This is a genomic window from Burkholderia sp. WSM2232, from assembly GCF_000472545.1.
Classification (GTDB): Bacteria; Pseudomonadota; Gammaproteobacteria; order Burkholderiales; family Burkholderiaceae; genus Paraburkholderia.
The window spans coordinates 36468-62287 of sequence record NZ_AWZV01000034.1; the positions used below are offsets into that span (position 1 = coordinate 36468).

Genomic DNA, 25820 nt, shown 5'->3' on the forward strand with positions numbered 1-25820 from the left:
CGCAACGGAAGCAACGGACGCAACATTCGCAGCGCACAAAGCGGCGCGCGACATCGGGGAGCAAGACATGAACGCGAACAACCCAGGCACGGACCACGCCACGCAGTCCGGGCAGGCCCCTGTAGCGGGAACGCAGAGCACCTGCGCGACGCTATTGCGCGCACCGCGCAGCATTGCGGACACTGGCCTGCCTGCGCTCTTCATCGCGCAGCTGTTGCTGAAGTCCATTTTGCAGAATGGCAAATCTTCGCTGGGCGATCTGATGGCGAGGCACTGCCTGACGGCCGCGGTACTCGAGGAAACCATCGGCTTTCTCGTGCGCGAGCATCTCGTCGAGATCGCGCACCGGGGCAATAGCGACGTCGACGTCCATCTGCGCCTCACCGAGGCGGGCCGCGAACTGGCCGCTCACGAAGCCAGCCGCTCCACCTATTGCGGCCCCGCGCCTGTCTCGCTGGAAACGTACGTTAGCGTGGTCAACGCGTATTCGGTGAAAAGTATCCATATTGCGCAGTCGGACGTCCGCGCGGCCTTTGCAAGGTTCATCGCCGACATGTCGTTGCTGGATTGCGCCGTAGCCGCGCTGAATGCGGGGCGCCCCGTCATGCTGTACGGCCCGGCAGGCAGCGGCAAGACGTACCTCGCCGAGCGCCTCGGCAGACTGTTGCAAGGCGCCGTGCCCATCCCGTATGCGCTGTATGTGGCCGGCGACGTGATCCAGATACACGACCCGCTGCTGCACAGGGACGCGGCCCCCGGCGCGCTCGCCGGCGTGACCGACCGCCGCTGGCGCGTGTGCGAACGCCCGGTCATCATGTCAGGCGGCGAGTTGACGCTCGCGCTGCTCGATCTTCAGTACAACGCCAATAGCGGCTTTTATCAGGCGCCGCCGCATATGAAGGCCAACATGGGCCTGTATGTCGTGGACGATCTGGGTCGTCAGCGCGTCGCGCCGAACGAACTGTTGAACCGCTGGATCACCCCGCTCGATCGCGGCGTCGACCAGTTCGCACTGCAGTCCGGAGCGCGCTTCGTAAGCCCGTTCGATGTATGGCCGGTGTTCTCCACCAACCTGACACCCGCCGAACTGAACGACAACGCCTTCTTGCGCAGACTCGGCTCGAAAATCCACGTCGGCGCGCTTTGCGCCGACGACTACCGGCGCGTCTTCGACGCTCAATGCGCGGCGCTTGGCGTCGAAATCGAAGCTGGCGCGTTCGAGTATCTGCTGAACCAGTTGCATCAGCGTAGCCGCACGCCGTATCTCGCGTGCTACCCCGCCGATCTGCTCGGCGTGCTGCGCTCGTTCGCGCTGTATCACGGCGACGTACCCACGGTTACCGAATACCGGCTGACGCACGCATGGCATTGCTACTTCGGCGCCGCGCCTGAGCATGACCAGACCTATCCATCCCATAGCGGGCAATCCGACAAACGGCATGCCGGCGCTTGATCCGCAGCTGCCCCAGCAACCCATGAAAGGAGTCTCACCATGAAAACCAGTCGCGCAATTGTGATGTTAGGAATGGCTCTGCTGGCGGGTCTTGCCGCTGTCGCCTTCGCCTCGCGATGGCTGTTGCAGACATCGTCGTCGGCCGTCACCCCGGTCGCGGTGGCCACCGCCGAAGTGAGCCTAGGACAGCCGCTCAATGCGAACATGATCCGCACCGTGAACTGGCCGACCGCGAGCGTGCCGCCCGGCGCATTCAAGGACCCGAAGGCGCTGGACGGGCGCGTGGTGCGCACGAGCCTCGAACCCGGCGAGCCGGTGATCGAGTCGAAGCTCGCGCCGCAAGGCACGAAGGGCGGTCTCTCGGCGGTAATCGGCGAAGGCAAGCGCGCCATCACGGTGCGTGTGAACGATGTGGTCGGCGTAGCGGGTTTTGCGCTGCCTGGCAACTATGTCGACGTTATCGTCAACACTCAGGAACCCGAAGCAAAAACGGCCGACCCGCAACACAGCATCTCCAAGATTGTGCTCGAAAAGATACTGGTGCTCGCGGTCGCGCAGCAGGTAAGCCGCGACGACACGCAGCCGAAAGTGGTCAACGCGGTCACGCTCGAAGTTACGCCGGACCAGGCGGAGAAGCTCGACCTCGCGCGCAGTGTGGGCAGCCTCTCGCTCGTGCTGCGCAATCAGATCGACGACCGCCCGTTGCCCACCGGCGGCGCCACCAAGATCACGCTGCTCGGCAAGCCCGCCGCACCGGCGCCTGCAACCGTTGTTGCGGCAGCACCCGCACGGGTGAAATACGTCGCGCGCCCGGCGCCGAAGCGCGACTGTGTCGGTGTGCTGTCGGGAACACAAGGCAGTCAGGAATGCTTTTAATCACACACGCAATCAAGCGACACCGCGGCGTCTGACGCACGACGGCTTGCTCGCAGCGGGCTACGGGGAGATAACGAAATGAAATCGAGTCAACAGAAGTTCGGCAAGGACAGCGCCATTCGCGCCGCGCTGCTGACCACCGCGGTATGTATCGCGCTGCTCGCGGCACGCGGCTTGTATGCGCAGGAAGCACCGGAGAACACCAGAGCCGCCGCGATGCCCCTGCCGCACGGCCCGGTGCAGATGACCATCAGCATGAATGCCGCGCCGCCACAGCCCGCGAGCGCAATGCAAAGCGCTGCCGCACGCGGCCCCGCCTGCACGCGCACGCAGAGCGACCAGCGCACCGTGGTGGTCCCCGTCGGCAAGTCCACGCTGATGCCGACCGCGGAACCGGTGCGCAATCGCACGCTAGGCAACCCGCTCGTCGCGCAAGCGACCATGGTTTCGCCGCAAACGCTGTATGTGGTCGGCATGGCGGTGGGCACCACCAACATGATCGTGCAGGGCAAGAGCGGCGCCTGCGAAGTCATCAACGTCGTGGTGAACGCCGATTCGGGCGGCCTGCAAACTTCGCTGTCCCAACTGATGCCAGACGAGCCTAACATCCGCGTCTCCACGGTGGCGGGCGACCTCGTGCTCGCGGGCCGAGTGTCCAGCGCGCAGGCCGCGGCCCAGGCGCAGGAAATCGCAAAAGCGTACGCGCGCAGCACGCTGCCGGGCGCCAACGGCGGCGCGAACGGCAACGGCAATGCGGCCGGCAAGACCGCCACCGTGCTGAACATGATGAGCGTCGACTCGCCGCAACAGGTGATGCTGGAGGTGAAGGTTGCCGAAGTCTCGAAGACGGTGCTCAACCAGTTGGGCGCGGCGATGAACATTCAGGGCGGCTTCGGATCGTGGAGCGGCGCGCTGCTCAGCAGCCTGCTCGCAGGCGTGTCGAGCATCGTCGACGTGAACAAGGCGAACAACCGGCCGTTCAATGTCGCGATAGACGGCCAGCATGGCGACAACCTCGTGAAGATTCTCGCCGAGCCGAATCTCGTCACGCTGAGCGGGCAGGAAGCCACCTTCCTCGCGGGCGGCAAAGTCTTCATTCCGATTCCGCAGAGCAACCTGAACGGCGTGTCGACCATCATCCTGCAGGAAGAGGAATTCGGCGTGGGCCTGAAGTTCACGCCGACTGTGCTCGCGGGCGGCCGCATCAACCTGAAGGTCGCGCCGGAAGTGTCGGAGCTGTCGTCCACGGGCGTCACGGTCGGCGCAACGAACACCAACAACCTCACCGTACTGCCGCTGATCACCACGCGCCGCGCCTCCACCACAGTGCAGATGAACGACGGCGAGACCTTCGCGATTGGCGGGCTCATCAAGAACAACGCGTCGGGCACGTTAAAGGCGATACCGGGCGTTGGCGAAGTGCCGGTGCTCGGCGCGCTCTTCAGAAGCACGTCGTATCAGCAGGACCGCACGGAACTGGTGTTCATCATCACGCCGCACCTCGTGAAGCCGCTGCAGACCGCCGCCAGTCTGCCGCTGCCAACGGACCGTCTGAAAACGCCGAACGAAGCCGACGTCTACCTGATGGGCAACATGGAAGGCCGCGATCCGGCGGGCAGCACAAAGCCCGCGCCGCCGATGCCGGCTCCGGCACCTGCGCCGGCCATGGCTCCCGCACCGTCGCAACCGCAAGCGCCGGCCATGCCGCCCGCGGCTGAACCGCCCGTCTCCGCGATGGTGCCCACGCCCGCCGCAAGCGCTGCGCCGCTGCCCGAGCCGCAAGCCGTCACGCCCGCGCAAAACGGCAAGCCCGCCGACGACGCTGCAGCGCACGCCGCGCAAGTGGAAGCAAGGGCCGCGCAGATCGCCGCACGCGAGGCGCAGCCCTCAGACAAACCGCGCTCGCCGTCCGCTCGCGCTCACAACTAATGCGTCTTCCGGAGAACATCATGACCAATCGCATCGTTTCCTTCTCGCGCTGGGCTGCGTTTCTCGTGCCGGCGTGCCTCGCGCTCAACGGCTGCATGTCGACGACGCCCGACTTCGACCGCCACTTCGGCGAATCAGTGAGGAGCTTCACCGCCGCGCAGATCATCGATCCGGACGCGGCAACGAAAAACCCGTACACGCCCGGCGTGGACGGCAAGGCCGCCGTCGGCGCCATGGCCAACTACAGCGCGTCGTTCAAGGCGCCGCCAAGAACCGCGAATGCGTTCGTGATCGGCGTGGGTGGGCGCGGCGCCGCCGGCGAAGGCGCGGCCATGCCCGCGGCCGGCAACGGCGACTAGGCGACCCCGTCCCGCGCGCGGCGAGAGCCGCCGCGGGGGCCCACCAGCCAATGAATCCGCGGATGACAACATCATGATCAATATCCTCATCAACTCCGAGCACACGGGGCGAATGGCCGAGATCGTTCGTCTCGTGACGGACTGCGGCAATTGCACCTCGACCCGCATGCAGGGCGCGCCTTCCGCGCTGCTCGAACGCGGCGACAGTCTGGATGCGTTCGATGTCCTGATCATCGACGCAGCTTCGCCGGAGCGCGCCGAACTCGACTCGGTCAACGTGCTGGTGCACCGCTATCCGCGCCTCACTTGCCTGCTGCTGTTGCCGCAGACATCGCCGGATACGTTGATCGCCGCGATGCGCGCCGGCATTCGCGACGTGCTGAACTGGCCGCTCGACGCGCGCGCTCTCGGCGACGCCGTGCAGCGCGCAATGGCTCCGCACGCCGCCGACGCGCGCCACGAAACGCACATGGTGTCGTTCATTTCGTGCAAAGGCGGCGCCGGCACCAGTCTGATCGCGGCCAACGTGGGCCACGCAATCGCGACGCTGCACGGCAAGCGCGTGTTGCTCGTCGATCTGAACCAGATGTTCGCGGACGCCGCGTTTCTTGTCAGCGATCAGGAACCGCCCTCGACCTTGCCGCAAATGTGCGCGCAGATCGAGCGCATGGACGCCGCCTTTCTCGACGCATCGCTCTCGCACGTGACGCCGGGCTTTCATGTGCTCGCGGGCGCGGGCGATCCAATCAAGGCGCTCGACATTCGCGAAGAGCAACTGGAATGGATTCTCGGCGTTGCGGCGCCGCGTTACGACGTCGTGCTGTTCGACCTGGGTCAGAGCATTAATGCGCTGTCGATTGTCGCGCTCGACCGCAGCGCGGAAATTCACATGGTGCTGCAGGCCAGCATGCCGTATGTACGAGCCGCGCGCCGTCTGCAGGAAATGCTGGTGTCGCTCGCGTATTCGCCCGAGCGTCTGCGTCTTTTGCTGAACCGGCACCGCCGCCATGACGAACGGGCGGCGAGCGCGCTCGAACAGGTGCTAGGCAAACGCCCTTCGCACGTGATTGCCGACGACCCGCAAGCCGCTACCGAGGCCGTCAATCTCGGTGAACCCGTGCTGAAGGTGGCGCGCAGCAGCGCGCTCGCGCGCGGCGTGCGGGCGCTCGCCCAGAGCATCGTCAATCAGTCGGCGGGCGCCGTTGCGCAGAAGAAGCGCGAAGAACCGCTGCTCAGCCGGCTGTTCAGCCGCTCCGCGACACAGCGGCAGTCGACGGCGTCATAACGTCAGCCAGGAGAATCTCATGTCACTTCGCGAACAGATGTCGTCACAGGCAGTGCATGCGCTGCCGGAACGCCAGCCAGGCGCACGCGCGCCGCTCGGCCTCGCCCGCACCGCCTACCAGACGCTCAAGCGCAAGGTTCACGAGGCCGTGCTCGACCGCGTCGAACTCGAACGGCTCGCGCGTTTGCCGGCCGAACAGGTCCGCCAGGAGATCGGCGGACTGATCGCGCGTATCCTCGAAGAAGACAAGGCGCCCGTCAACGATCTGGAACGCAGGCAACTGACCACCGACATTCACGACGAGATGTTCGGCTTCGGTCCGCTCGAAGCGCTGCTGCGCGACCCGACCGTGTCGGACATTCTGGTCAACACGCACCGCACCACTTACGTCGAACGCCGCGGCCGTCTGGAACTGACGGACGTCACGTTCTACGACGACGCGCACCTCATGAAGGTGATCGAGAAGATCGTTTCGCGAGTCGGGCGGCGCATCGACGAATCCAGTCCGATGGTCGATGCGCGTCTGCCTGACGGCTCTCGCGTCAATGCGATCATCCCGCCTTCCGCCGTGGACGGACCGTTGATGTCCATTCGCCGTTTCGCGGTGAATCCGCTGCAAATGAGCGACCTGATCGCGTCGCAGAGCCTCACGCCGCCAATGGCAGAACTGCTCGACGCGCTCACGCGCGCGAAGGTCAACGTGCTGGTGTCGGGCGGCACGGGCAGCGGCAAGACAACGCTGCTCAACATCCTCTCGGGTTTCATTCCGGAGGGCGAGCGCGTGGTGACCATAGAAGACGCGGCCGAACTGCAGCTGCGCCAGCACCACGTACTACGTCTCGAGACGCGGCCGCCGAATGTCGAAGGACGCGGCGAAGTCACGCAACGCACACTGGTACGCAATGCGCTGCGGATGCGGCCGGACCGCATCATCCTTGGCGAAGTGCGCGGCGCCGAAGCGCTCGACATGCTCAATGCAATGAACACCGGCCACGAAGGCTCGCTCGCGACGATTCACGCCAACACGCCGCGCGACGCGCTCACGCGCCTCGAAAACATGATCAGCCTCGCCGGTCTCGCACTGCCGCCGAAAAATCTGCGCCAGCAGATCTCGTCGGCAATCTCGGTGGTGGTTCAGGTCGCCCGCCTGACCGACGGACGCCGCAAGGTGGTCAGCATTCAGGAGTTGACCGGCATGGAAGGCGAGATGGTGAACATGCAGGAGATCTTCACGTTCAGACGGACCGGCGTGGATCAGACCGGCGCGGTGCGCGGCCACTTCTGCGCGACCGGCGTGAGACCGAGATTCACCGAGCGGCTGCAGGCCTTCGGCATTGCGCTGCCCGACAATCTCTACGATCCGGCCAGGCATTTCGACACGGCATGATGCCGGCGTCGGCGGCATGCGGCTCATCTTTGTGAGGCTTTCATGAATCCGATTTTCTACGCCTTCGCTTTCCTGCTGTTCATCGCCGTGGTCCTCGGGATCGAGGGGCTGTATCAATGGTGGAACAGTCATCACGGACCCGCTGCGCGCCGCCTCGACCAACGCATCCGGGCGCTGTCGGCCGGCGCCCAGGTGAACGGCGAGCGCCTCTCCATTCTCAAGGAGCGCATGCTGAGCAGTTCCGCGCCGGTCCATGCGCTGATGATGCGTGTGCCGCGCATCCATCTGCTGGACCGGATCATCGTGCAATCCGGCTTGAATCTCACGGTGGGACGGCTTGCGACGCATAGCGTGGTGGCCGGCGTGGCCGTGCTGCTTGCGGCGAGCTTCTCGCCTTTGCCGTTGCCCATGCTCGTGACGGCGCTCGCCGCTGCGGGGGCTTTCGCCTTTCCGACGCTGCGCATGCTGCGCGCTCGCGGCAAACGTCTGCGCATGCTGGAGCGTCAGTTGCCCGAAGCGGCGGACATGATTAGCCGCGCTTTGCGAGCCGGGCATTCGTTTTCGAGTGCGATCGGCATGCTCGGCAACGAGTTCGCGGAGCCGACGGGCGGCGAGTTCCGCATTGTGTTCGACGAGATCAATTACGGCGTCACGCTCAACGAAGCGCTTCTCAATCTGGCGACGCGCGTGCCTGTTTCCGATCTGCGCTACTTCGTGATCGCGGTGCTGATACAGCGCGAAACCGGCGGCAATCTCGCCGAAATTCTCGACGGCATCGCCTCGCTGGTGCGCGAACGGCTGCGTCTGTTCGATCAGGTCCGCGTGCTGTCCGCCGAAGGACGCCTGTCCGCGTGGATCATCGGCCTGTTGCCGTTCGCGGCGGCAGGCGCAATGAACCTGTTGAATCCGAGCTTTCTCTCGGTGCTCTGGGAAGACCCGGCCGGCCTCAAACTGATCGAGGCGGTGCTGGTTTCCATGGTGTTCGGCGTGCTGTGGATGCGGCGCATCGTGCGGATTCGCGTCTGAGGCTGGCATCGCGTGGTCACGACACACACTGGAGAATCATGATGCAAACGCTCGACTCACAAAACATGCTGCTGCTCGGCGGCGTGTTCATGGTGGTATTCGCGGCCGTCGTCGCAGTCATGTGGTGGATGACGCCCAGGGACATGCAGCGCCGCATCGAACAGGCCGGCGGCGTCTCCCTCGCGCCTCAGGCACTGTCTGCAGGCTCTCCGGGATGGGCCGAGAAAATTGCCGACATCTCCCGGCCCATCTCGCAGTTGTCCATTCCCAAGGAAGGCTGGGAAGACTCGCCGCTACGCCTGCGTCTGATGAACGCGGGCTGGCGTTCGTCCACTGCGGCCGCGCTCTATTTCGCGGCCAAGACCGTGCTTGCGTTGCTGCTGCCTTCGTTGGGTCTCGTCGCGTTGCTACAGATGCCGTTCATCAACGCACAGTTCGAGGTGAGCGCACTGATTCTCGCGATGCTCGCCGCCATCGGTTACTACCTGCCCAACGCTGTGCTCGCACGCTGCCGTGCGCGGCGCCAGCGCGCGATTGTCGAAGGCTTTCCGGATGCGCTAGATCTGCTCACAGTATGCGTGGAAGCCGGTCTCGGCATGGATGCAGCGCTCATGCGGGTGGCCGGTGAAATCGAGCTGGCGAGCCCCGAGGTCGCGGGCGAATTGCAATTGATGCTGCTCGAACTGCGTTCGGGCTTCACCAAGGAGAAGGCGCTGCGCAATTTCGCGTTGCGCACGGGCGTCGAGGACATCGACACGTTTGCGTCGATGCTCGTCCAGGCGGATCGTTTCGGCACGAGTATCGGCGCTTCGCTGCGCGTGATGTCGGACACGCTGCGCACGCGCCGCAGAATGCGGGCGGAAGAACGCGCCGCGAAGATCGCGCTGAAGCTCCTGTTTCCGCTGATCTTCTGCATTTTCCCTGCACTCATGACGGTGCTGATGGGGCCCGCGTTCATTCACATTTACCGCGTGCTGCTGCCCACGCTCGGTACGTGAGGGCATGAAGAAGCAACAGCGCCATACAGCGCAAAGAAAACAGCAACGCGCACAGGGGACAGCAAATGAACCATAAAACAAGGGATTTTCCTGCACGGGAAGGAGCGGAGCCGGCAGCTTGCGCTGACGTGCCGCCTCGTCAACCCCGCGGCGTCGCAGGCGACATGGGGCGCGCGCAGCAGCGGCTCGCGGCAGCGCGTACACCGCCTACAGGGCGTGCATTGGCCGCTTCGCGCAGACGCGGGCCGCGCCGCGAGGCTGGCGTCGCCGTGGTCGAGTTCGGTCTCATTCTGCCTTTGCTGTTGCTGCTCGTGTTCGGCATGGTCGAGTTCAGCATCGCGCTCTACGACAAGGCCGTCATTACCAATGCGAGCCGGGAAGCGGCACGCGCCGGCGTCATGTACAAGGTGCCGCCGCTCACGCCCGCGCAGATCACCACCGTCGCGCAGAACTATGCGTCCACGTACCTGATCACCTTCGGGACGTCGACGCCGGTGAGCGTGGCGGTAGATCAATCGTCCGGCACGACGACGGGCCAGCCGCTCAAAGTGACGCTCACGTATTCGTATAGCGGCGTCGGACTCGGCTCGATCGTCACTCAGCTGGTGGGCTCGGTGCCGATCAGCGCCGTGACAACGATGAACTACGAATAGCGGGCGGCGCACAGGTCTCGACGCTCGAGTAGCGGCGCAATCCACACGCGATGGAGGTCCAACATGCAAACCAGAAAAGTTCATGAACCCGCGCTCAGTCATCAACGCGGCGCGGTCGCCGTGATGACCGCGTTGTGCCTGACTGTGCTGATCGGTACCACGGCACTCGCTGTCGACCTGGGCCGCGCGTGGGTGGTGCGCAACGAACTGCAAAACGCCGCCGACGCCGCCGCGCTTGCCGGCGCAGGCTCGCTCGGGCCGAACTACGCGAGTCCGAACTGGACCCAGGCGCAAACCAAGGCGCAATCCGCGATTACGCTGAACAAGACCGAGGGCACCTCGCTTTTGACGGCCCAGGTCCAGACCGGCTACTGGAACGTGACCGGCACGCCGGCGGGCATGCAGGCGCTGCCGGTCCCTTCGCCGGGCGCCTACGACAAACCCGCGGTGCAGGTCACGGTGAGCCGCGCCGCCGGGCAGAACGGCGGACCGCTGTCGCTCGTGCTCGCGCCGGTTCTCGGTATCAGCACGATGCCGATCAGCGCGACCGCGGTCGCGGTCATTTCGGCGCCCGGTTATGCAGGACCAGGCGCGCTGTTTCCCACGGCTATTTCGCTGTGCCTCTATACCGCGTACTGGAACGCCTCGACCGGGCAGCCCGTGAACGATCCGGCGACCGGTCTGCCGCAGGTTTTCAAAATCGGCTCCACCTACCAATACCCCGGCTGCGCGGCAGGCGTGGGCTCCGGGCAGTGGACTTCGTTTCAGTACAACGTGCAGGACGTCACTTCTATTCGCAACCTGATTGCCAACGGCAACCCTCTGCCGATGAATATCGGCGACCAGACGTGGATTCAATCCGGTGTGAAGAATACGATCTACAACGCAGTGCCTTCGCCTGCGGATGTCCTGCTGCCCGTCGTCAATTCGCTCGATACCGGCAGCCCCGTACCGGTTGTCGCGTTCGCGCCGTTTCACATCGACGGCGCGGTGAACGGCAGCAACCCGTATATCTACGGGCACTTCATCGCGGGCTATAAGGCGCCGTCGGCGACAGGCGGCTCAGGCGCGGCGACCTATTACGGCGCCGTCACCGCCCCCAGCCTCGCATACTGACGCGCGAAACTACCCGCCACCTCCGCGGCGAACGCGCGTTCCGGGAACGTTCGCTGCGAGTATCCGCCAGGGCGCCCGCCATCGCGACGACGCAAGCCGATCGCGACTCGGGCGCCAGTCAATTTTTTCAACGCTTCACGTAAGCCTTTCTTATGCGCAGTTACGCGTGCTTTGCACACCTTCCGGCCCGGAATGAGTGCACAAGCTCTTGAGCGGACATCGCACAGCGGCAGCGGCTATAACGGCGCTAGCGGAAAACCACGCACGCCGTCAGGCGTCGAGTCCTCACGGCAGGAGCAAAAATGCAGAACGCAGAACAGAACCCCACCCAGAAACAGCAGAACGAAATGGCCGCAAAAAGTCCGGCGCACACGCCCGCGGCCGGCACGGCTTCTCCGGATGCGCACACGCAGGCGAAGGAATTCGGCAGTTCGAGCAACGCCGGCTCTGCGGAGCCGAGCGCGCGCAAGGACAACGCGGCCAATCTGCCGCCCGTCGATCTGGACGCGCTCACCTCCGATTCGCCCGACCCGCTGCAGCGGGCGAGAAGCCGCACCGTTTCCGTGGATGTGGCGAACACGGCGTCGATGGACAACACCGTCGACACCGACGGCAAAAACCTCGAGGCGAGGAAAGACGAGTCGGCGTGGCACGACAACGTGATCTCGTCGAACGCGACGCTCGCGAACAGTGTGCCCGCCCCTGCAACGGGGCTTGGCGGCATCGACAGCCGCGCGGGCGGCAACCTGCCGCTCGTTGCCGCCCGCGACGGCTGGCAGGTGACGTATCGCGGCACCGTGTACATAGAGCGAAGAAACGGCTCGCTGGCCGAGCACGTGATTCAGTTCGACGCGCGACCCGAAGACGACGAAACGCAAACGTAAGCGCGGGAGACATGCCGCGACGAACGGCCACCCCAAGCGCATGTCTGGTCACATAGGGCAAATCAGTCCATACGGCTCGAGCGTCGCGAGGGGAGGCATGGCGCTTGCGCCGACTCTTCGCCGGTCACACGGAATACCTTGCAACATGCAAGGCACGCCTGTCGCCTGCCGGCGCGCAAGTTCGAAAGGGGCATCATGAAACGCGTCGGGCACGGCGATCGGGGGCGCGCGAGACGCGTACGCGGGCGGCGGCATTCGCGCATCCTGTCGCGCTATGCAGGCCGGCCGGTGCGCCTCATCTGGCGCTATGTCGCGCGCCGCAAGGTGGCGCATGTCATCGTGCTGGCGAGCGTGGTCGCCGCAGTCGGCTTCGCGCTTGCCTCGCAATACGGGATTCGCAATCTGGTCGACGCGCTCCCTCAGGGACGCGCTCATCCGCAAACCGTCGCGTACGCATTCTTCGTGCTGGTCGCTCTCATCTTCGCGGACAACCTCATGTGGCGCGTCGCCGGCTGGGTCTCGTCACGCGCTTTCGTGCGCGTGACAGGCGACATCCGCCAGGACATGTTCGGCTATCTGCTGGGCCACGCGCCGACGTTCTTCGCGGACAAACAACCTGGCGTGCTGTCGAGCCGCGTGTCGGCGACGGCAAACGCCGTGTACGTGATCGAAAACACCGTTGCGTGGACCGCGTTGCCGCCCACCCTCACCGTGATCGGCGCGATTGTGATGGTCGCAACGGTCAGCCTGCCGATGAGCATTGCGCTCGTCGCGATCTCCGCGCTGCTGAGCGCGTGTCTTTTCTGGCTCGCGCGCAAAGGCACCTCACGGCACGAAGCGTTCGCGAGCCAGGCCGCTTCCGTGGACGGCGAGCTTGTCGATGTGATCGGCAACATGGGCCTCGTGCGCGCGTTCAGCGCGGTGCCCGCGGAATTGCGGCGCTTCGACGGACATCTGGATGCCGAGGCCGCCGCGCGCAAGCGCAGCCTGCTGTATCTGGAGAAGCTACGCATTCTGCATGCGTTTGCCACCGCGTTGCTCTCGGCGGTTCTGCTCGGCTGGACTCTCTGGCTCTGGACGCAAGGCCGGGCAAGCACGGGCGACGTGGTCCTTGTAGGCTCGCTCGGCTTTGCGATTCTGCATGGCTCACGCGATGTCGCCGTTGCGTTCGTCGATTTGACGCAGCACGTGGCGCGTCTCGCCGAAGCATCGCAAACCCTGCTGATGCCCTATTCGATGCCCGAGCCGCCCAAGGCGATACCGCTCGTCGTGTGCGAGGCGACAATCGACTTCGAGAATGTTTCGTTTGCTTATCCGGGTCGCAAGCGCGTGTTGAGCGACCTGGCACTGCATATCGAAGCAGGCGAGCGCGTGGGCCTGGTGGGCCCGTCCGGCGCAGGAAAGTCGACGGTGCTCGCGCTGTTGCAGCACTTTTACGAGCCCGCCAATGGGTGCGTGCGCATTTCAGGGCAGGACATCTCGTACGTAACGCTGGAAAGTCTGCAGGCGGCGATTTCCGTGGTGCCGCAGGACGTCACGCTGTTGCACCGCTCGCTACTCGATAACATCCGCTACGGCCGTCCCGATGCGACCGAAGCCGAAGTGCGGCGCGCATGCGAGGACGCCAGTTGCATGGACTTCATCGCCGCATTGCCGGAGGGCCTCAATGCGATAGCCGGCGACCGCGGTACCAAGCTCTCCGGTGGACAGCGGCAACGCATCGCGATTGCGCGCGCCATACTCAAGGACTCGCCGATATTGCTGCTGGACGAGGCGACCTCGGCGCTCGACACCGCGTCGGAGATCGTCATACAGGCTGCGCTCGAACGTCTCATGAAAAACCGCACGGTGATTGCAATCGCGCATCGGCTTTCGACGTTGCAGTCGTTCGACCGGATCATCGTGCTCAATCGCGGCCGCGTGGTGCAGGAAGGCTCACCCGCGCAACTGGCGCTTGTGCCGGGCATCTATCGCGACACGCTCGCGCGCCACAGCCGGCGCGCGCCGGCGCATACGGTGAACTGAAGCGTTCGGTATTAGCCGGGCGGAACACACCGCGCAAAACACTAACCGTCCATCCGTTCGCCCTCTTTTCTGATCAGCTCGATCAGGCGTTCGGCAGGCAACCGGTAACTGGTTTGCTGCTGCACGCCCCATTCGGAACGCTCCGTTTCCACTAGCACGACGAACCTGCCGTCCGGACTCGCTTCCAGGTGCTGCATGTTGAGCATTTCCTCGCCGGCAATGTCCGTTTCCTGCCTGAGCGTCATGACACCCCTCGCGCCACATCCCATGCCACGCCTCCATGCCCTGTCGCCAGCGATCCGCGTCTGTCCCGACGCCCGCATCGCCCCGGACAGATGACAGCAAAGCGCGTACCGGCCGGGCATTCACACGCGATTGACGGATAATCACGACTGGGTTCGCGCCGTTGCTGCACCGCACGAGCCGCTTCATGGTTTACCGCACTACTGCCCTTGGGTGGCCGAGGACAGCATCGGGAACACTTCACAACGAACACGAAACGACTTCACATGCGCATCCCGCCCGTCAAAGCCATCATCGCTTTCGAAAGTGTGGCCCGTACCGGGAGCGTCAATCGCGCGTCGGAGGAGCTCGGCCTGACCGCTTCGGCGGTGAGTCACCAGATCAGCAATCTGGAGTCGGTCATCGGCCAGGCGCTGTTCTATCGCTCGGGCCGCGGCCTCGTCTTGACGCCGACAGGCGAGCGCTACCTGTCGGACGTAACAGGTTCTCTGGCGGATCTGAGCCGGGCGACCGAACGCGCGTCGAGCCGCACCGAGGTGCAGATTCTGCGCGTGCACTCGAGCCCGAGTTTCGGGCTTATGTGGCTGTTGCCGCGGCTTGCATCGTTTCAGGAAGCAAACGGCGACATTCAGTTGAATCTCGCGTGCTCGTACGAGGACGTCTCGTTCACGAGCGGCTATTACGACATCGACATCCGGCACGGATACGCGAACTGGCGCGACCTGGAAGTGCGCACGCTGCGCAACGAGTTCATCGCGCCGCTCGCGTCGCCCTCTTACTTGCGCGACCACCCGGTCAACGCGCCGGACGATCTGCTCGCGCATCGCCTCATCTATTCGGAAACGCCGCTCCTGCAGTGGAAGCAATGGTTCGGGCGCACCGGCGTCTCCGCCAAGCACAAGACTTTCGACTTCTCGTTCGACCGCTCGTACATGTCGCTCGAAACCGCGGCGCTCGGTCTCGGCATCGCGCTGGAAAGCCTGATGCTCGCGTCGGTCCGCATCCGCGAAGGCGCGCTCGTGCCGGTGTTCGATCACTCGCACGCGGTCGAAGTCGGCGCGCATCATCTGGTTTATCCGCCGCAAAATGCGGAGTTGCCGCGCGTGGCGCGGTTCATTGCATGGATCGAGCGGGAAATCGGCCAGCAGCAGCGCGCGGCCTGAAAAATACGGCCGGCTCGCACCAGGGTATTCCATCATTCCGCCCCTTGCGTGTGCCGGCTGCCGGCCCGCAAACGTCCGCCCAGCAAGCCTCGCACTAGCGCGAGCGAACACCTGAAAATTTCTCAACCATAGTTGAGCCGTACCGCGTTGATGGAGGCCGCGGGCTGCCCGACACTTGCGCCATCACATCAACATTCAGGAGACACGTGATGCTGCTCGAGAACAAGGTGGTTATCGTGACGGGCGCTGCTTCGCCGCGTGGAATCGGCAAGGCGACGGCCAAAGCGCTGGCGGCACAGGGCGCGAAGGTCGTCATACTCGATCTGCGCGAGGAAGACGCCAAAGCGGCTGCCGCCGACCTCGGCGCGGGACATCTCGGCCTTGCCTGCGACGTCACCGACAAAACCGCCTGCCTGAAGGCCGCGAGCGCGACGCTCGAACGCTATGGCCGCATCGACGGCCTTATCAACAACGCAGGCATCACCCAGCCGGTGCGCACGCTCGACATCAGCGCCGAGGGCTTCGACGCGATCGTCGACGTCAATCTGCGCGGCACGCTGTACATGTCGCAAGCGGTGCTGCCGGCGATGAAGGAACAGAAGAGCGGCAGCATCGTGTGCATGTCGTCGGTGTCGGCGCAACGCGGCGGCGGTATTTTCGGCGGCCCGCATTACAGCGCGGCGAAAGCCGGCGTGCTTGGTCTCGCCCGCGCGATGGCCCGCGAGTTCGGCCCGGACCGCGTGCGCGTCAACTCGATCACGCCAGGCCTGATCCAGACCGACATCACCGGCGACAAGCTCACGCCCGACATGCGCGCCGACATTATCAAGGGCATTCCGCTTGGCCGCCTGGGCGAAGCCGCGGATGTCGCCAACGCGTGCCTCTTCCTCGTGAGCGACCTGTCGACGTATCTGACGGGTATCACGCTCGACGTAAACGGCGGCATGCTCATTCATTGACAACAGCACCGCCGGTAGGCGGGCCATGTTCCTGGCACCGGGGCCAACTGAGGGGCCAACTGAGGGGCCAACTCCGGGGCACATGGAAGGAGACAGACATGAAATCGAAATACACCGCCTCGGCGATCGACGGCGAGGTGCACGCGCCTGCCGGCGCGACGAGCTTCGAGTCGCGCACATACGCGAAAGTCAGCCGCCGACTGATTCCGTTCCTGATGCTGTGCTATCTCGGCGCCTATCTGGACCGTGTGAACGTGGGCTTTGCAAAGCTGCAGATGCTCAACGATCTGCGCTTTAGCGAAACGGTCTACGGCATGGGCGCGGGTATCTTCTTTCTCGGCTACTTCCTGTTCGAGGTGCCGAGCAACGTGATCCTGCATCGTGTCGGCGCGCGCAAGTGGCTCGCGCGAATCATGCTGACATGGGCCGTGATTTCCGCGTCGTTCGTGTTCGTGAAGACGCCTGCCGCGTTTTATGCGCTGCGCTTTCTGCTCGGCGTCGCCGAAGCGGGCTTCGCGCCGGGCGTGATTCTCTACCTGACCTACTGGTTTCCTGCCACGCGCAGAGCCAAGGCGCTGTCGCTCTTTTTCATGGCGATTCCGCTTGCCGGCATACTCGGCGGTCCGCTGTCGGGCTGGATCATGCATTCGCTGCAAGGCGCGATGAACATGGCTGGCTGGAAGTGGCTGTTCCTGCTCGAAGCGCTGCCCTCGCTCGTGCTGGGCGTCGCGATTCTGTTCTATCTCGACGACGGCATTGCGAAAGCGAAGTGGCTCACGGAGTCGGAAAAGAGTCTGCTTGCCCGCAACGTGGCCAGCGACAACGCGCACACCACTGCACATGTGTCGATCCGCTCGTTCATCGGCGACCGCCGTTTGTGGCTGATGGCTGCGATCTATTTCTGCGTGGTGCTGGGCCAATACGGCCTGACCTTCTGGCTGCCGACCATCATCCGCAAATCGGGTGTCGCCGATCCGCTGTGGGTGGGCGTGTTCACGGCGATTCCGTATCTGTGCGCCATCGTCGCGCTGCCGCTGATCGGCATGAGCGCGGACCGTCGCCGCGAACGCAGGTTTCATCTCGCGATTCCGATGCTCGTCGCCGCAGCAGGCTTTGCGGTTCTGCCCACGCTAGGCAGCGTGCCCGCTTCGATTATCTGCCTGAGCATCGCGGCGGCCGGCATTCTCGCCTCATCGTCGCAGTTCTGGTCGTTGCCCACAGCGCTGCTCGGCGGCATGTCGGCCGCGGCCGGTATCGCGGCGGTGAACTGCTTCGCCAATCTCGCCGGTTTCTTCTCGCCGGCAATCGTCGGCTGGCTCAACGACCTGACGGGCCGCTCGACCGCAGGACTCATCTTCATCTCGACGGCTGTCACGCTCGGCGCGTGCCTCGTATTCCTCGTGCCCGCCAGATCCGTGAACCGCTGACCTTTTCCGAACTATTCGACTGAATTCAGGAGAGCAAATGAACAGTCCATCCAATGCGTCCACGGCAGTGCTTGCCGGGCATGCTTATCAAATCCGCAGAAACGCGCTGTTAATGGGCGAAGTGCAAGGTCAGGGTTATATCGGACAGGCGCTCGACATCGCGGACGTGCTGGCCGTCGCGTACTTCGGCGCAATGCGTTATTGCCCCGAAGATTCCGAATGGGAAGAGCGCGACCGCTTCCTGCTCTCGAACGGACATTACGCGATCGCGCTGTATGCGGCGCTGCTCGAAGCCGGCATTCTGCCCGCCGAAGAACTGGAAACCTACGGCAGCGACGACAGCCGCCTGCCCATGTCCGGCATGGCGAGCTATACGCCAGGCATGGAAATGTCGGGCGGCTCACTCGGCCACGGCCTGACTATCGCGGTAGGCCGCTGTCTGGGCCTCAAGCGCAAGGGCTCGAAGTCGTTCGTGTACACGCTCTTTTCCGACGGCGAACTCGACGAAGGCGCGATCTGGGAAGGCATCATGTCCGCGAGCCACTGGAAGCTGGACAACCTGATCGCCGTGGTCGACGTGAACAACCAGCAGGCGGACGGACCGTCCACGCAAATCATGGCGTTCGAGCCGCTCGTCGAAAAACTCGAGGCATTCGGCTGGTTCACGCAACGCGTGGACGGCAACGACATCCGCGCAGTGGCCGCCGCATTCGACGCGGCGCGCAAACATCCTGGCCAGCAACCGCGGATGATCGTCGCCGACACGCGTATGGGCTGCGGCGTGCCGTTTCTCGAGCAGCGCGAGAAGAATCACTTTATTCGCGTGGACGCGCACGAATGGCAACTCGCGCTGGAAGCACTGGAAACCACGAAGTCGCAAGAGATCGGGAGTCAGGCATGAGCAACGCAACCCTCAGCAAAACGCGCCTGAAAACCTCGGCGATGATCGCGTCGATTGCGGGCGAAGGCCAGCTCACGCGCCCGGCGCCGTTCGGTCACGCCCTCGTCGAACTGGCCCGGCAGAAAACCAATGTGGTCGGCATGACGGCCGACCTCGGCAAGTACACGGACCTGCATATCTTCGCGAAGGAATTTCCCGAGCGCTACTACCAGATGGGCATGGCCGAGCAACTGTTGATGGGGGCGGCAGCCGGCCTCGCGCACGAAGGCGCACAGCCGTTCGTCACGACCTACGCCGTGTTCGCCACGCGTCGCGCCTACGACTTCATGCACCAGGCCATTGCCGAAGACAATCTTGACGTGAAGATTGTCTGTGCATTGCCGGGCCTGACGACCGGTTATGGCCCGAGCCACCAGGCCGCGGAAGATCTCGCCCTGATGCGCGCGATGCCCAACATGACCGTCATCGATCCGTGCGACGCGCTCGACATCGAGCAGATGGTGCCCGCGATTGCCGCGCACAACGGCCCTGTCTATGCACGCCTGCTGCGCGGCAACGTGCCGGCGGTGCTCGACGAATACGATTACACGTTCGAGCTCGGCAAGGCGAAGATGCTGCGCGACGGCGCCGAAGTGCTCGTGATCTCGTCGGGCATCATGACGATGCGCGCTCTGGAAGTCGCGAAAGCGCTCGAGAGCGATCGCATCGGCGTGGGCGTGCTGCACGTGCCGACCATCAAGCCGCTCGATACGCAAACCATCGTGCGCGAGGCCAGGCGCTCCGGGCGGCTCATCGTGGTGGCGGAAAACCATACGACGATTGGCGGCCTCGGCGAAGCGATCGCCGCAGAACTGATGCGCCAAGGCGTGTCGTGCCCCTTCCGTCAGGTCGCGCTGCCCGATGCGTTCCTCGCCGCGGGTGCGTTGCCGACATTGCATGACCGTTACGGCATTTCAACGTCTGCGATGTGCGCGGCGATCAAGGGCTGGCTCGCCTGACTCACGGCAGTCGCATGAAACGACCGGCGTGGCGCGCTGCCTCGCGGCGCGGATCGCAGCGCGCCACGCCGTCAGGCTTCATAATGCGAACATTCGAAGCCAGAAACACGCGCCAATATGATCGACACTCACGCAGCAGCCAGTTCCTCGCCCCGCCTGACCAGCCTCTCGCATGGCGGCGGCTGCGGCTGCAAGATCGCCCCCGGTCTGCTCGCGGACCTGCTCAGGCGCAGCGCGCCGCTGCCGTTCTTTCCCGACCTGCTGGTCGGCAACGATACCGCCGACGACGCCGCCGTCTACAAGCTCAATGACGAGCAGGCGATTGTCGCGACCACCGACTTCTTCATGCCGATCGTCGACGACCCGTTCGACTTCGGCCGCATCGCCGCAACCAATGCGCTCTCCGACGTCTACGCAATGGGCGGCAAACCGCTGATGGCGCTCGCCATCGTCGGAATGCCGATCAATGTGCTGCCGCACGACGTGATCGCGGCGGTGCTCAAAGGCGGCGAATCCGTGTGCGCGGACGCCGGTATTCCGCTCGCGGGCGGCCATTCGATCGACTCCGTGGAGCCCATCTACGGTCTGGTCGCGATCGGCGTGGTCGATCCGCGGCGGGTCAAGCGCAACGCGGGCGCGAAAGCCGGCGACGTGCTGATTCTCGGCAAGCCGCTCGGCGTCGGCGTGCTCTCGGCGGCGCTGAAAAAAGACCGGCTCGACACGAACGGCTACGCGGCCATGATCGGCGCGACCACCAAACTGAACCGGCCGGGCGCGCAACTGGCCGCGCTCGACGGCGTACACGCGCTCACCGACATCACCGGCTTCGGCCTGCTCGGCCACACGCTGGAACTGGCGCGCGGCTCGAATTTGACCGCGCGCGTGCGCTACGCCGATCTGCCGTGGCTGCCGGGTGTGGTCGAGTTTGTCGAGGCCGGCGTGTTCACGGGAGCGTCCGGGCGCAACTGGGACGCGTACGGCAAAGACGTTGCATTGCCGGCGACGTTGCCTGCCAATGCGCGCACGCTGCTCACGGACCCGCAAACCTCCGGCGGCCTGCTGGTGTCCTGCTCGCCCGACGCCGTGGATGACGTGCTCGCCCTCTTTCGCGCCGACGGTTTCGCCGACGCCCGGGTGATCGGCGAAATGCTTGCCGGCGCGGGCCGTGTCGAAGTCGTCTGAAGGGTAACGCAAGCGCGCCCGCGGCCGGCGCGCCCGAAAGGCTTTCGAAAGCAGCGGCCTGCTGCCGCACGCGGCACGTGCGATAATTTCGGTCTTTCGGCGTCCCGCGGGCGCCCCTTTGATCCGCTTTCGCGCGCCGCTTTTGCGCCCTCGCTTGTGGGCCGTCGCTCTGGCGCTCTATCTGCTCCGGTACACCCTTGAAAAACCTCCTCGTCAGCCTCGACCAAGCCGGTGATTTCGATGAAATCGTCGACGTGCGCACGCCTCTCGAGTTCGCCGAGGACCATATTCCAGGCGCAATGAACGCGCCGGTGCTGAGCAACGAGGAACGGGTGATCGTCGGCACCATGTACAAGCAGGTCTCGCCGTTCGAGGCCACCAAGGTCGGCGCCGCGCTCGTCGCGCGCAACATTGCGCGGCACCTGGAAACCACCTTTGCGGACCGGCCGCGCAACTGGCGGCCGCTCGTATATTGCTGGCGCGGCGGCAAACGCTCGGGTTCGGTCACGACGTTGTTCAACATGATCGGCTGGCCGGCACGGCAACTGGACGGCGGCTATAAGACCTATCGGCGCGCCACCGTCGAGGCGCTCGCCACGCTGCCCACCCGCTTCCGCTATGTCGCGCTGGTCGGGCCGACCGGCAGCGGCAAGACGCGGCTACTCGCGGCACTTCACGAAGCCGGCGCGCAGACGCTCGATCTGGAAGCGCTCGCTGCGCATCGCGGCTCGCTCCTCGGCGCGTGGGCGGGTGTGCCGCAGCCGTCGCAAAAGGGCTTCGATACCTTGCTCGCGAGCGCGCTGCGCGGTTTCGACCCGGCGCGTCCGGTGTTCGTGGAAGCGGAGAGCCGCCGCATCGGCGCAATCACGCTGCCGCTCGCGCTGCTCGACACGTTTCATCGTGGCGCCTGCGTGGAAGTGACGACCAGCCGTGAAGACCGCTCCGCTTTCCTGCTTCACGACTACGCGCATCTGTTCGACGATACGGAGTCGCTCAAAGCGCAATTGCAGCGCCTGATCGGCCTGCATAGCCGCGAGCGCGTGGCCGGCTGGCAGAAGCTCGTCGACGAAAACCGGCGTGCCGAACTCGCGCAAGAGTTGATCGAACAGCACTACGACCCGGCATATGCGCGCAGCAGCCATCAGCATTTCGTGCATTTGCCGCAAGCACTGAGAATCCAGTTCCGGCCGAACGACGCCGACGTCGTCGATCAGGCCAGGGCGCTTGTCGCACAGCTCGAGAAGCACTCGTTCGCGCTCGTCTGACTCAACATCAACGTTTAAGAACAACATGCAACCAACCCTTCGCCAGCCCCGCGTCGCGCTCGGCTGGATCGTGTTCCTTGCGATCGCCGTCGTCGGACTCTTCTATGTGAAGTGGTTTCCGTACTACAACCGCGCGTTCGTTGCCGCGAGCCAACACTCCATCGGCAAGTCCATTCTCATGGGCACCTCTGCGAGCGCGCCTGGGGCGTCGTGGCAAGCCGCCATCGACTATGCACTCGCCTATGGCAAGGCAATCTGGCAGGCCATGGTGCTGGGTCTTCTGCTCGGTTCGGCCGTGCAGGCGCTGATTCCGCCGCAATGGGTCGCGCGCGCGCTTGGCCGCAGTGACTTCTGCAGCGTCGTGAAAGGCGGCCTCATGTCGCTGCCCGGCATGATGTGCACGTGCTGCGCGGCGCCGGTCGTCGCCGGGCTGCGCGCGCGCCAGGCGGCCCCCGGCGCGGCTATCGCATTCTGGCTCGGCAATACCGCGCTGAATCCGGCCACGCTGGTATTCATGGGCTTCGTGCTTGGCTGGCAGTGGATGGGCCTGCGGCTCGCGCTCGGCCTCGTCATGGTGTTCGGGCTCGGCTATCTGGTGAACCGCATGGTCACTCCGAAGGAAGCCGAGGCGTCGCGCGAAGCCATTGCGCAACTCGTCGCCGCCGACGAGCCCGGCACTGCCTTCACGCGCTGGGTCAAGATTCTCGGCAACATGACGCTGCGCCTCGTGCCGGAATACATCGTGCTCGTGCTGATTCTCGGCGCGGCGCGCGCGTGGCTCTTTCCGCACATCGGGCCGGATATCGACAATAGCGTGCTGTGGATCGTTGCGTTGTCCATCGCCGGCACGCTGTTCGTGATTCCAACGGCGGGCGAAGTGCCCATCATTCAGGCCATGCTGTCTTTCGGCATGGCCGCCGGCCCGGCCGGCGCGCTACTGATGACGCTGCCGCTGATCAGCGTGCCTTCGGTGGCAATGCTCGGCCGCTCGTTCCCGAAGCGGGTTCTTGGCGTCGTGGCGTTGGCCGTGGTGATCTGCGGCGTGGTGAGCGGCCTCATTGCGGCGGCGCTGGGGTTTTGAGGTTGTGAGGTTCAGATGAAAAAGCTTGCGGTGTTCACGCTCGCGTCGTGGTCGGCGGCGGCGCTTCTCTACTTCGGTCAACACTCGGTGGCGCTGATCGCCGTGACCGGCGTTCTGGTGCTGGCGAGCTTCGACCTGCTGCGCCCTTGACGCAACGCCAGGCGCTGGTTGCGGCGGCCGTGCACAGGCGCGGCCGCTTCCTCATGCAACGTCTGTCAGTTCGAGCGCAGCGCCGCTGATTCGAGCATCGTGCGGCGGCGTGCGCCAATCAAGGCGGCAATGCCGGTGCCGATTCCCAATGTGAGCAGACACGCGGTCGGCACCAGCATTGGCGCGATCTGGCTGTGTGCTGTCTTGCCGACGTAAGGCATCAGGTTCTGTCCCGCGAACCCGCCCAGATTGCCGATTGCATTGATGGCCGCGACGCTCGCCGCGGCTCGCGCGCCCGAAAAGAAGCGCGGCGGCAGCGACCAGAAGCACGGGTACAGCAAGGGAATGCACGCCCCGCCCAGGCACAGCGCCGCAAAGCGCAGCGTTGCCGTGGGCAGCACGAGGCTCGATGCGAAGCACACCACGCCAATGCCTGCGACCGTACTCATCGCCTTCAACACCACACGCTCGCGCTTGAGCTTGCCTGGTAGCCACAACAGCAGCAACGTGGCGAGCGCCCACGGAATCATGTTGAGCACGCCGTTGAGCGACGACGACACGCCGTCGCTCTTGAGCAGCGTCGGCATCCAGTAAGTCACGCCGTAGAGCGACGTGGACATCAGCATGTAGGTCGCCGCGAACATCAACACCTTGGGATCGAGCAGCGCGGCCCACGGATGCGTGGCCTTTGCTTGATCGGAAGCCTCGCGTTTGAGCGCGGCGAGCACCACGTCCTTCTCGCGCGCCGAAAGGAACGGCGCGTCGCTCACCGAATTCGGCAAATATCTGAGCGCAACAAACGCAACGATCACGGCGGGCAGACCGGTCGCGATGAACACCCACTGCCAGCCGGCGAAGCCCCACGTTCCGCCGAGCGTGAGCAACAGTCCGCCGATCAGCGAGCCAAGCATGTTCGCGAGCGAACTGCCGAGCGTGAAAAAGCCCAGCACCTTGGTGCGATAGCTCTGCGGAAACCATTGCGTGAGGTAGTAGATGACGCCCGGATAGAACCCGGCTTCAGCAACGCCCAAAGCAAAACGGAACGAATAGAACACGGGCAGCGAGCGGGCGAACGCCATCAACACGGTGACGACACCCCACGTCATCATGATGCGCGCAAGCCACGCCCGCGCGCCGAAGCGATGCAGCGCAAGCGTGCTCGGCACCTCGAACAGCAGATAGCCGATAAAGAACAGCGACGCGCCCAGGCCGTAAGACGCTTCGGTCATGCCGAGCGCGTGCACCATCTCAAGTTTGGCGAAGCCGACGTTCTGCCGGTCGATGAACGAAATCAGGAACATGACGATGAGAAGCGGCATTAACCGCCACGCCATCTTCTTCATGACCTGCTGCTCGAATGCGAGTTCGTTGGACATGCTTTCTCCGCTTGCCGCGTCCCACGGCGAAAATTGATACAGTCATATATATGATTGTATGAATCACGAAACAACGCCATGGGGTGATACCCGCATAGCGTGGGTTCGAGACGTGCATGGGGGTTCCTGATTGGGCGTAGGCTGCGCCCCTGGCGGCCTCGCTCTCGGCGCAAGCGCGCCGAAGCGGCCTTCAGCGGATGTCGACCTGGTACTGAAAAGTATCGGCCGCGCCGCGCGTGCTGCGCCATTCGAATGGCGCGCCGGCGAAGTCGGAGGCCACGCGGTGCACCAGAATCACCGGGCTGCCGGTTTTGATGCCGAGCAGCGCGGCTGTTTCGCCGGTAGCCTGTTCGACGCGGAGAATTTCCGTCGCCGAGGCAACCATCTGTTTGCACAAGCGCTCATACAGCGGATACAGCAGGTCTTCGAACTGATCGAGCGGCAAGCTGGCGAGTGCTTCGAAGCGCGAGCGCGGCAACCAGATTTCCTCCGCGAGAACGGTTCGGCCTTCGATCATGCGCACGCGTGACAGATGAATCGCTTTCTCCGACGCCTTCATGCGCAGCGCGTCGCGGATTTCTTCGGCCGGTTTGACGATCTCGCGCTTGAGCACGCGCGCTGTAGGGCGAACCGGCTGGCCGTCGCGCGAGACGAAGCGAAAAAAGCGGAACAGCGACGAGTCGAAGCGCGGCCGTCGTACGAACGTGCCCTTGCCCTGCGTTCGCGTGAGCACGCCGTCGCTCACCAGCAGATCGATCGCTTTGCGCACGGTGCCGGTGGAGACGTTGTAGAACTGGCCGAGTTCGGCCTCGGTCGCGATAGCCTCTTCGGGCGCCCACTCGCCAGCCGCAATACGGCTGACGAGATCGTCGCGCAATTGCTGGTAACGGGGCAGCCGGTCGTCAGGGCGGGACACGAAAGACGCCGTATTCATGAATTCATACAGTTATTCAGAAGAGTAACTACTGTACCGCATCGCATCGGTTGGAGGGGAGCAAGGGTTATTACCCAATGACCGGGCATGCCGAACGGGTGCAAAATTCATCCAGTCATATATATGAATACATGAATACGAACAGGGAAT

General features: G+C 64.4%; 24 protein-coding genes. 21 read left to right on the top strand and 3 right to left on the bottom strand.

The features are described 5' to 3' along the window. Positions 1–67 precede the first annotated feature (67 nt). The 12 genes from F757_RS0125690 to F757_RS0125745 all read left to right on the top strand — a co-directional run bounded on the left by F757_RS0125690 (position 68) and on the right by F757_RS0125745 (position 13991). On the top strand, positions 68–1453 hold the full coding sequence (locus tag F757_RS0125690) for an ATP-binding protein (protein WP_027213884.1): 1386 nt from the start codon (positions 68–70) through the stop codon (positions 1451–1453). A 39-nt stretch (positions 1454–1492) separates the two neighbouring features. After that, entirely contained in the window at positions 1493–2329 is an 837-nt protein-coding gene (gene cpaB, locus F757_RS0125695) for a Flp pilus assembly protein CpaB (RefSeq protein ID WP_027213885.1), read from the top strand. A gap of 78 nt (positions 2330–2407) precedes the next feature. Beyond that, the gene (locus F757_RS0125700; RefSeq protein ID WP_027213886.1) at positions 2408–4258 is read left to right on the top strand and encodes a type II and III secretion system protein family protein; all 1851 of its coding nucleotides are present in this window, start codon (positions 2408–2410) and stop codon (positions 4256–4258) included. A 20-nt stretch (positions 4259–4278) separates the two neighbouring features. Next, positions 4279–4617 (top strand): hypothetical protein, encoded by a 339-nt coding sequence (locus tag F757_RS0125705; RefSeq protein ID WP_027213887.1) that lies wholly within the window; start codon positions 4279–4281, stop codon positions 4615–4617. 73 nt (positions 4618–4690) lie between these two features. Continuing rightward, complete coding sequence (locus tag F757_RS0125710; RefSeq protein ID WP_027213888.1) at positions 4691–5902, top strand: AAA family ATPase; 1212 nt, start codon at positions 4691–4693, stop codon at positions 5900–5902. A 19-nt stretch (positions 5903–5921) separates the two neighbouring features. After that, positions 5922–7289: a CpaF family protein gene (locus tag F757_RS0125715; protein ID WP_027213889.1), complete on the top strand. Its 1368-nt coding sequence runs from the start codon at positions 5922–5924 to the stop codon at positions 7287–7289. A gap of 42 nt (positions 7290–7331) precedes the next feature. Continuing rightward, positions 7332–8315: a type II secretion system F family protein gene (locus tag F757_RS0125720; RefSeq protein WP_027213890.1), complete on the top strand. Its 984-nt coding sequence runs from the start codon at positions 7332–7334 to the stop codon at positions 8313–8315. A 41-nt stretch (positions 8316–8356) separates the two neighbouring features. After that, positions 8357–9313 carry a type II secretion system F family protein gene (locus tag F757_RS0125725; RefSeq protein ID WP_027213891.1) on the top strand — a complete coding sequence of 319 codons (957 nt, stop codon included), beginning with the start codon at positions 8357–8359 and terminating at the stop codon, positions 9311–9313. Positions 9314–9378: 65 nt separating this feature from the next. After that, positions 9379–9966, top strand: coding sequence for a TadE/TadG family type IV pilus assembly protein (locus tag F757_RS0125730; RefSeq protein ID WP_027213892.1), 588 nt, complete (start codon positions 9379–9381; stop codon positions 9964–9966). Positions 9967–10029: 63 nt separating this feature from the next. Continuing rightward, positions 10030–11082 (top strand): TadG family pilus assembly protein, encoded by a 1053-nt coding sequence (locus F757_RS0125735; protein ID WP_027213893.1) that lies wholly within the window; start codon positions 10030–10032, stop codon positions 11080–11082. Positions 11083–11384: 302 nt separating this feature from the next. Next, positions 11385–11966: a DUF3005 domain-containing protein gene (locus F757_RS0125740; protein WP_027213894.1), complete on the top strand. Its 582-nt coding sequence runs from the start codon at positions 11385–11387 to the stop codon at positions 11964–11966. Positions 11967–12161: 195 nt separating this feature from the next. Continuing rightward, complete coding sequence (locus F757_RS0125745; RefSeq protein WP_027213895.1) at positions 12162–13991, top strand: ABC transporter ATP-binding protein; 1830 nt, start codon at positions 12162–12164, stop codon at positions 13989–13991. A 41-nt stretch (positions 13992–14032) separates the two neighbouring features. Here the strand turns inward: F757_RS0125745 and F757_RS0125750 are convergent, their stop codons facing one another. Beyond that, positions 14033–14236 (bottom strand): hypothetical protein, encoded by a 204-nt coding sequence (locus tag F757_RS0125750; protein WP_232221457.1) that lies wholly within the window; start codon positions 14234–14236, stop codon positions 14033–14035. 264 nt (positions 14237–14500) lie between these two features. Here F757_RS0125750 and F757_RS0125755 point away from each other — a divergent pair, with 264 nt between their 5' ends. The 9 genes from F757_RS0125755 (at position 14501) to F757_RS36880 (ending at position 23360) form a co-directional block, all read left to right on the top strand. After that, positions 14501–15397 (top strand): LysR substrate-binding domain-containing protein, encoded by an 897-nt coding sequence (locus F757_RS0125755; protein ID WP_027213897.1) that lies wholly within the window; start codon positions 14501–14503, stop codon positions 15395–15397. Positions 15398–15606: 209 nt separating this feature from the next. Then, a complete protein-coding gene (locus F757_RS0125760; protein ID WP_027213898.1) occupies positions 15607–16356 on the top strand; it encodes an SDR family NAD(P)-dependent oxidoreductase in 750 nt (249 codons plus the stop codon). Between the two features lie 98 nt (positions 16357–16454). Then, positions 16455–17783 carry an MFS transporter gene (locus tag F757_RS0125765; protein WP_027213899.1) on the top strand — a complete coding sequence of 443 codons (1329 nt, stop codon included), beginning with the start codon at positions 16455–16457 and terminating at the stop codon, positions 17781–17783. Positions 17784–17820: 37 nt separating this feature from the next. Beyond that, positions 17821–18684, top strand: coding sequence for a transketolase (locus F757_RS0125770; protein WP_027213900.1), 864 nt, complete (start codon positions 17821–17823; stop codon positions 18682–18684). Then, positions 18681–19682 carry a transketolase family protein gene (locus tag F757_RS0125775; protein WP_027213901.1) on the top strand — a complete coding sequence of 334 codons (1002 nt, stop codon included), beginning with the start codon at positions 18681–18683 and terminating at the stop codon, positions 19680–19682. Before F757_RS0125770 ends, F757_RS0125775 begins: the two co-directional genes overlap by 4 nt. Before the next feature lie 117 nt (positions 19683–19799). Continuing rightward, positions 19800–20864, top strand: a complete 1065-nt coding sequence (selD, locus tag F757_RS0125785; protein WP_027213902.1) for a selenide, water dikinase SelD — start codon at positions 19800–19802, stop codon at positions 20862–20864. 197 nt (positions 20865–21061) lie between these two features. Beyond that, on the top strand, positions 21062–22129 hold the full coding sequence (gene mnmH, locus F757_RS0125790) for a tRNA 2-selenouridine(34) synthase MnmH (protein ID WP_027213903.1): 1068 nt from the start codon (positions 21062–21064) through the stop codon (positions 22127–22129). A gap of 25 nt (positions 22130–22154) precedes the next feature. Further along, positions 22155–23210, top strand: coding sequence for a permease (locus tag F757_RS0125795; RefSeq protein WP_027213904.1), 1056 nt, complete (start codon positions 22155–22157; stop codon positions 23208–23210). Between the two features lie 15 nt (positions 23211–23225). Beyond that, complete coding sequence (locus F757_RS36880; RefSeq protein ID WP_006049077.1) at positions 23226–23360, top strand: hypothetical protein; 135 nt, start codon at positions 23226–23228, stop codon at positions 23358–23360. A gap of 65 nt (positions 23361–23425) precedes the next feature. On the opposite strand, the gene F757_RS0125805 is transcribed toward F757_RS36880, so the two are convergent. Both F757_RS0125805 and F757_RS0125810 read right to left on the bottom strand, forming a co-directional pair. Continuing rightward, entirely contained in the window at positions 23426–24736 is a 1311-nt protein-coding gene (locus tag F757_RS0125805; protein WP_027213905.1) for an MFS transporter, read from the bottom strand. A 190-nt stretch (positions 24737–24926) separates the two neighbouring features. Continuing rightward, positions 24927–25670, bottom strand: a complete 744-nt coding sequence (locus F757_RS0125810) for a GntR family transcriptional regulator (protein WP_027213906.1) — start codon at positions 25668–25670, stop codon at positions 24927–24929. Between the last annotated feature and the right edge of the window lie 150 nt (positions 25671–25820).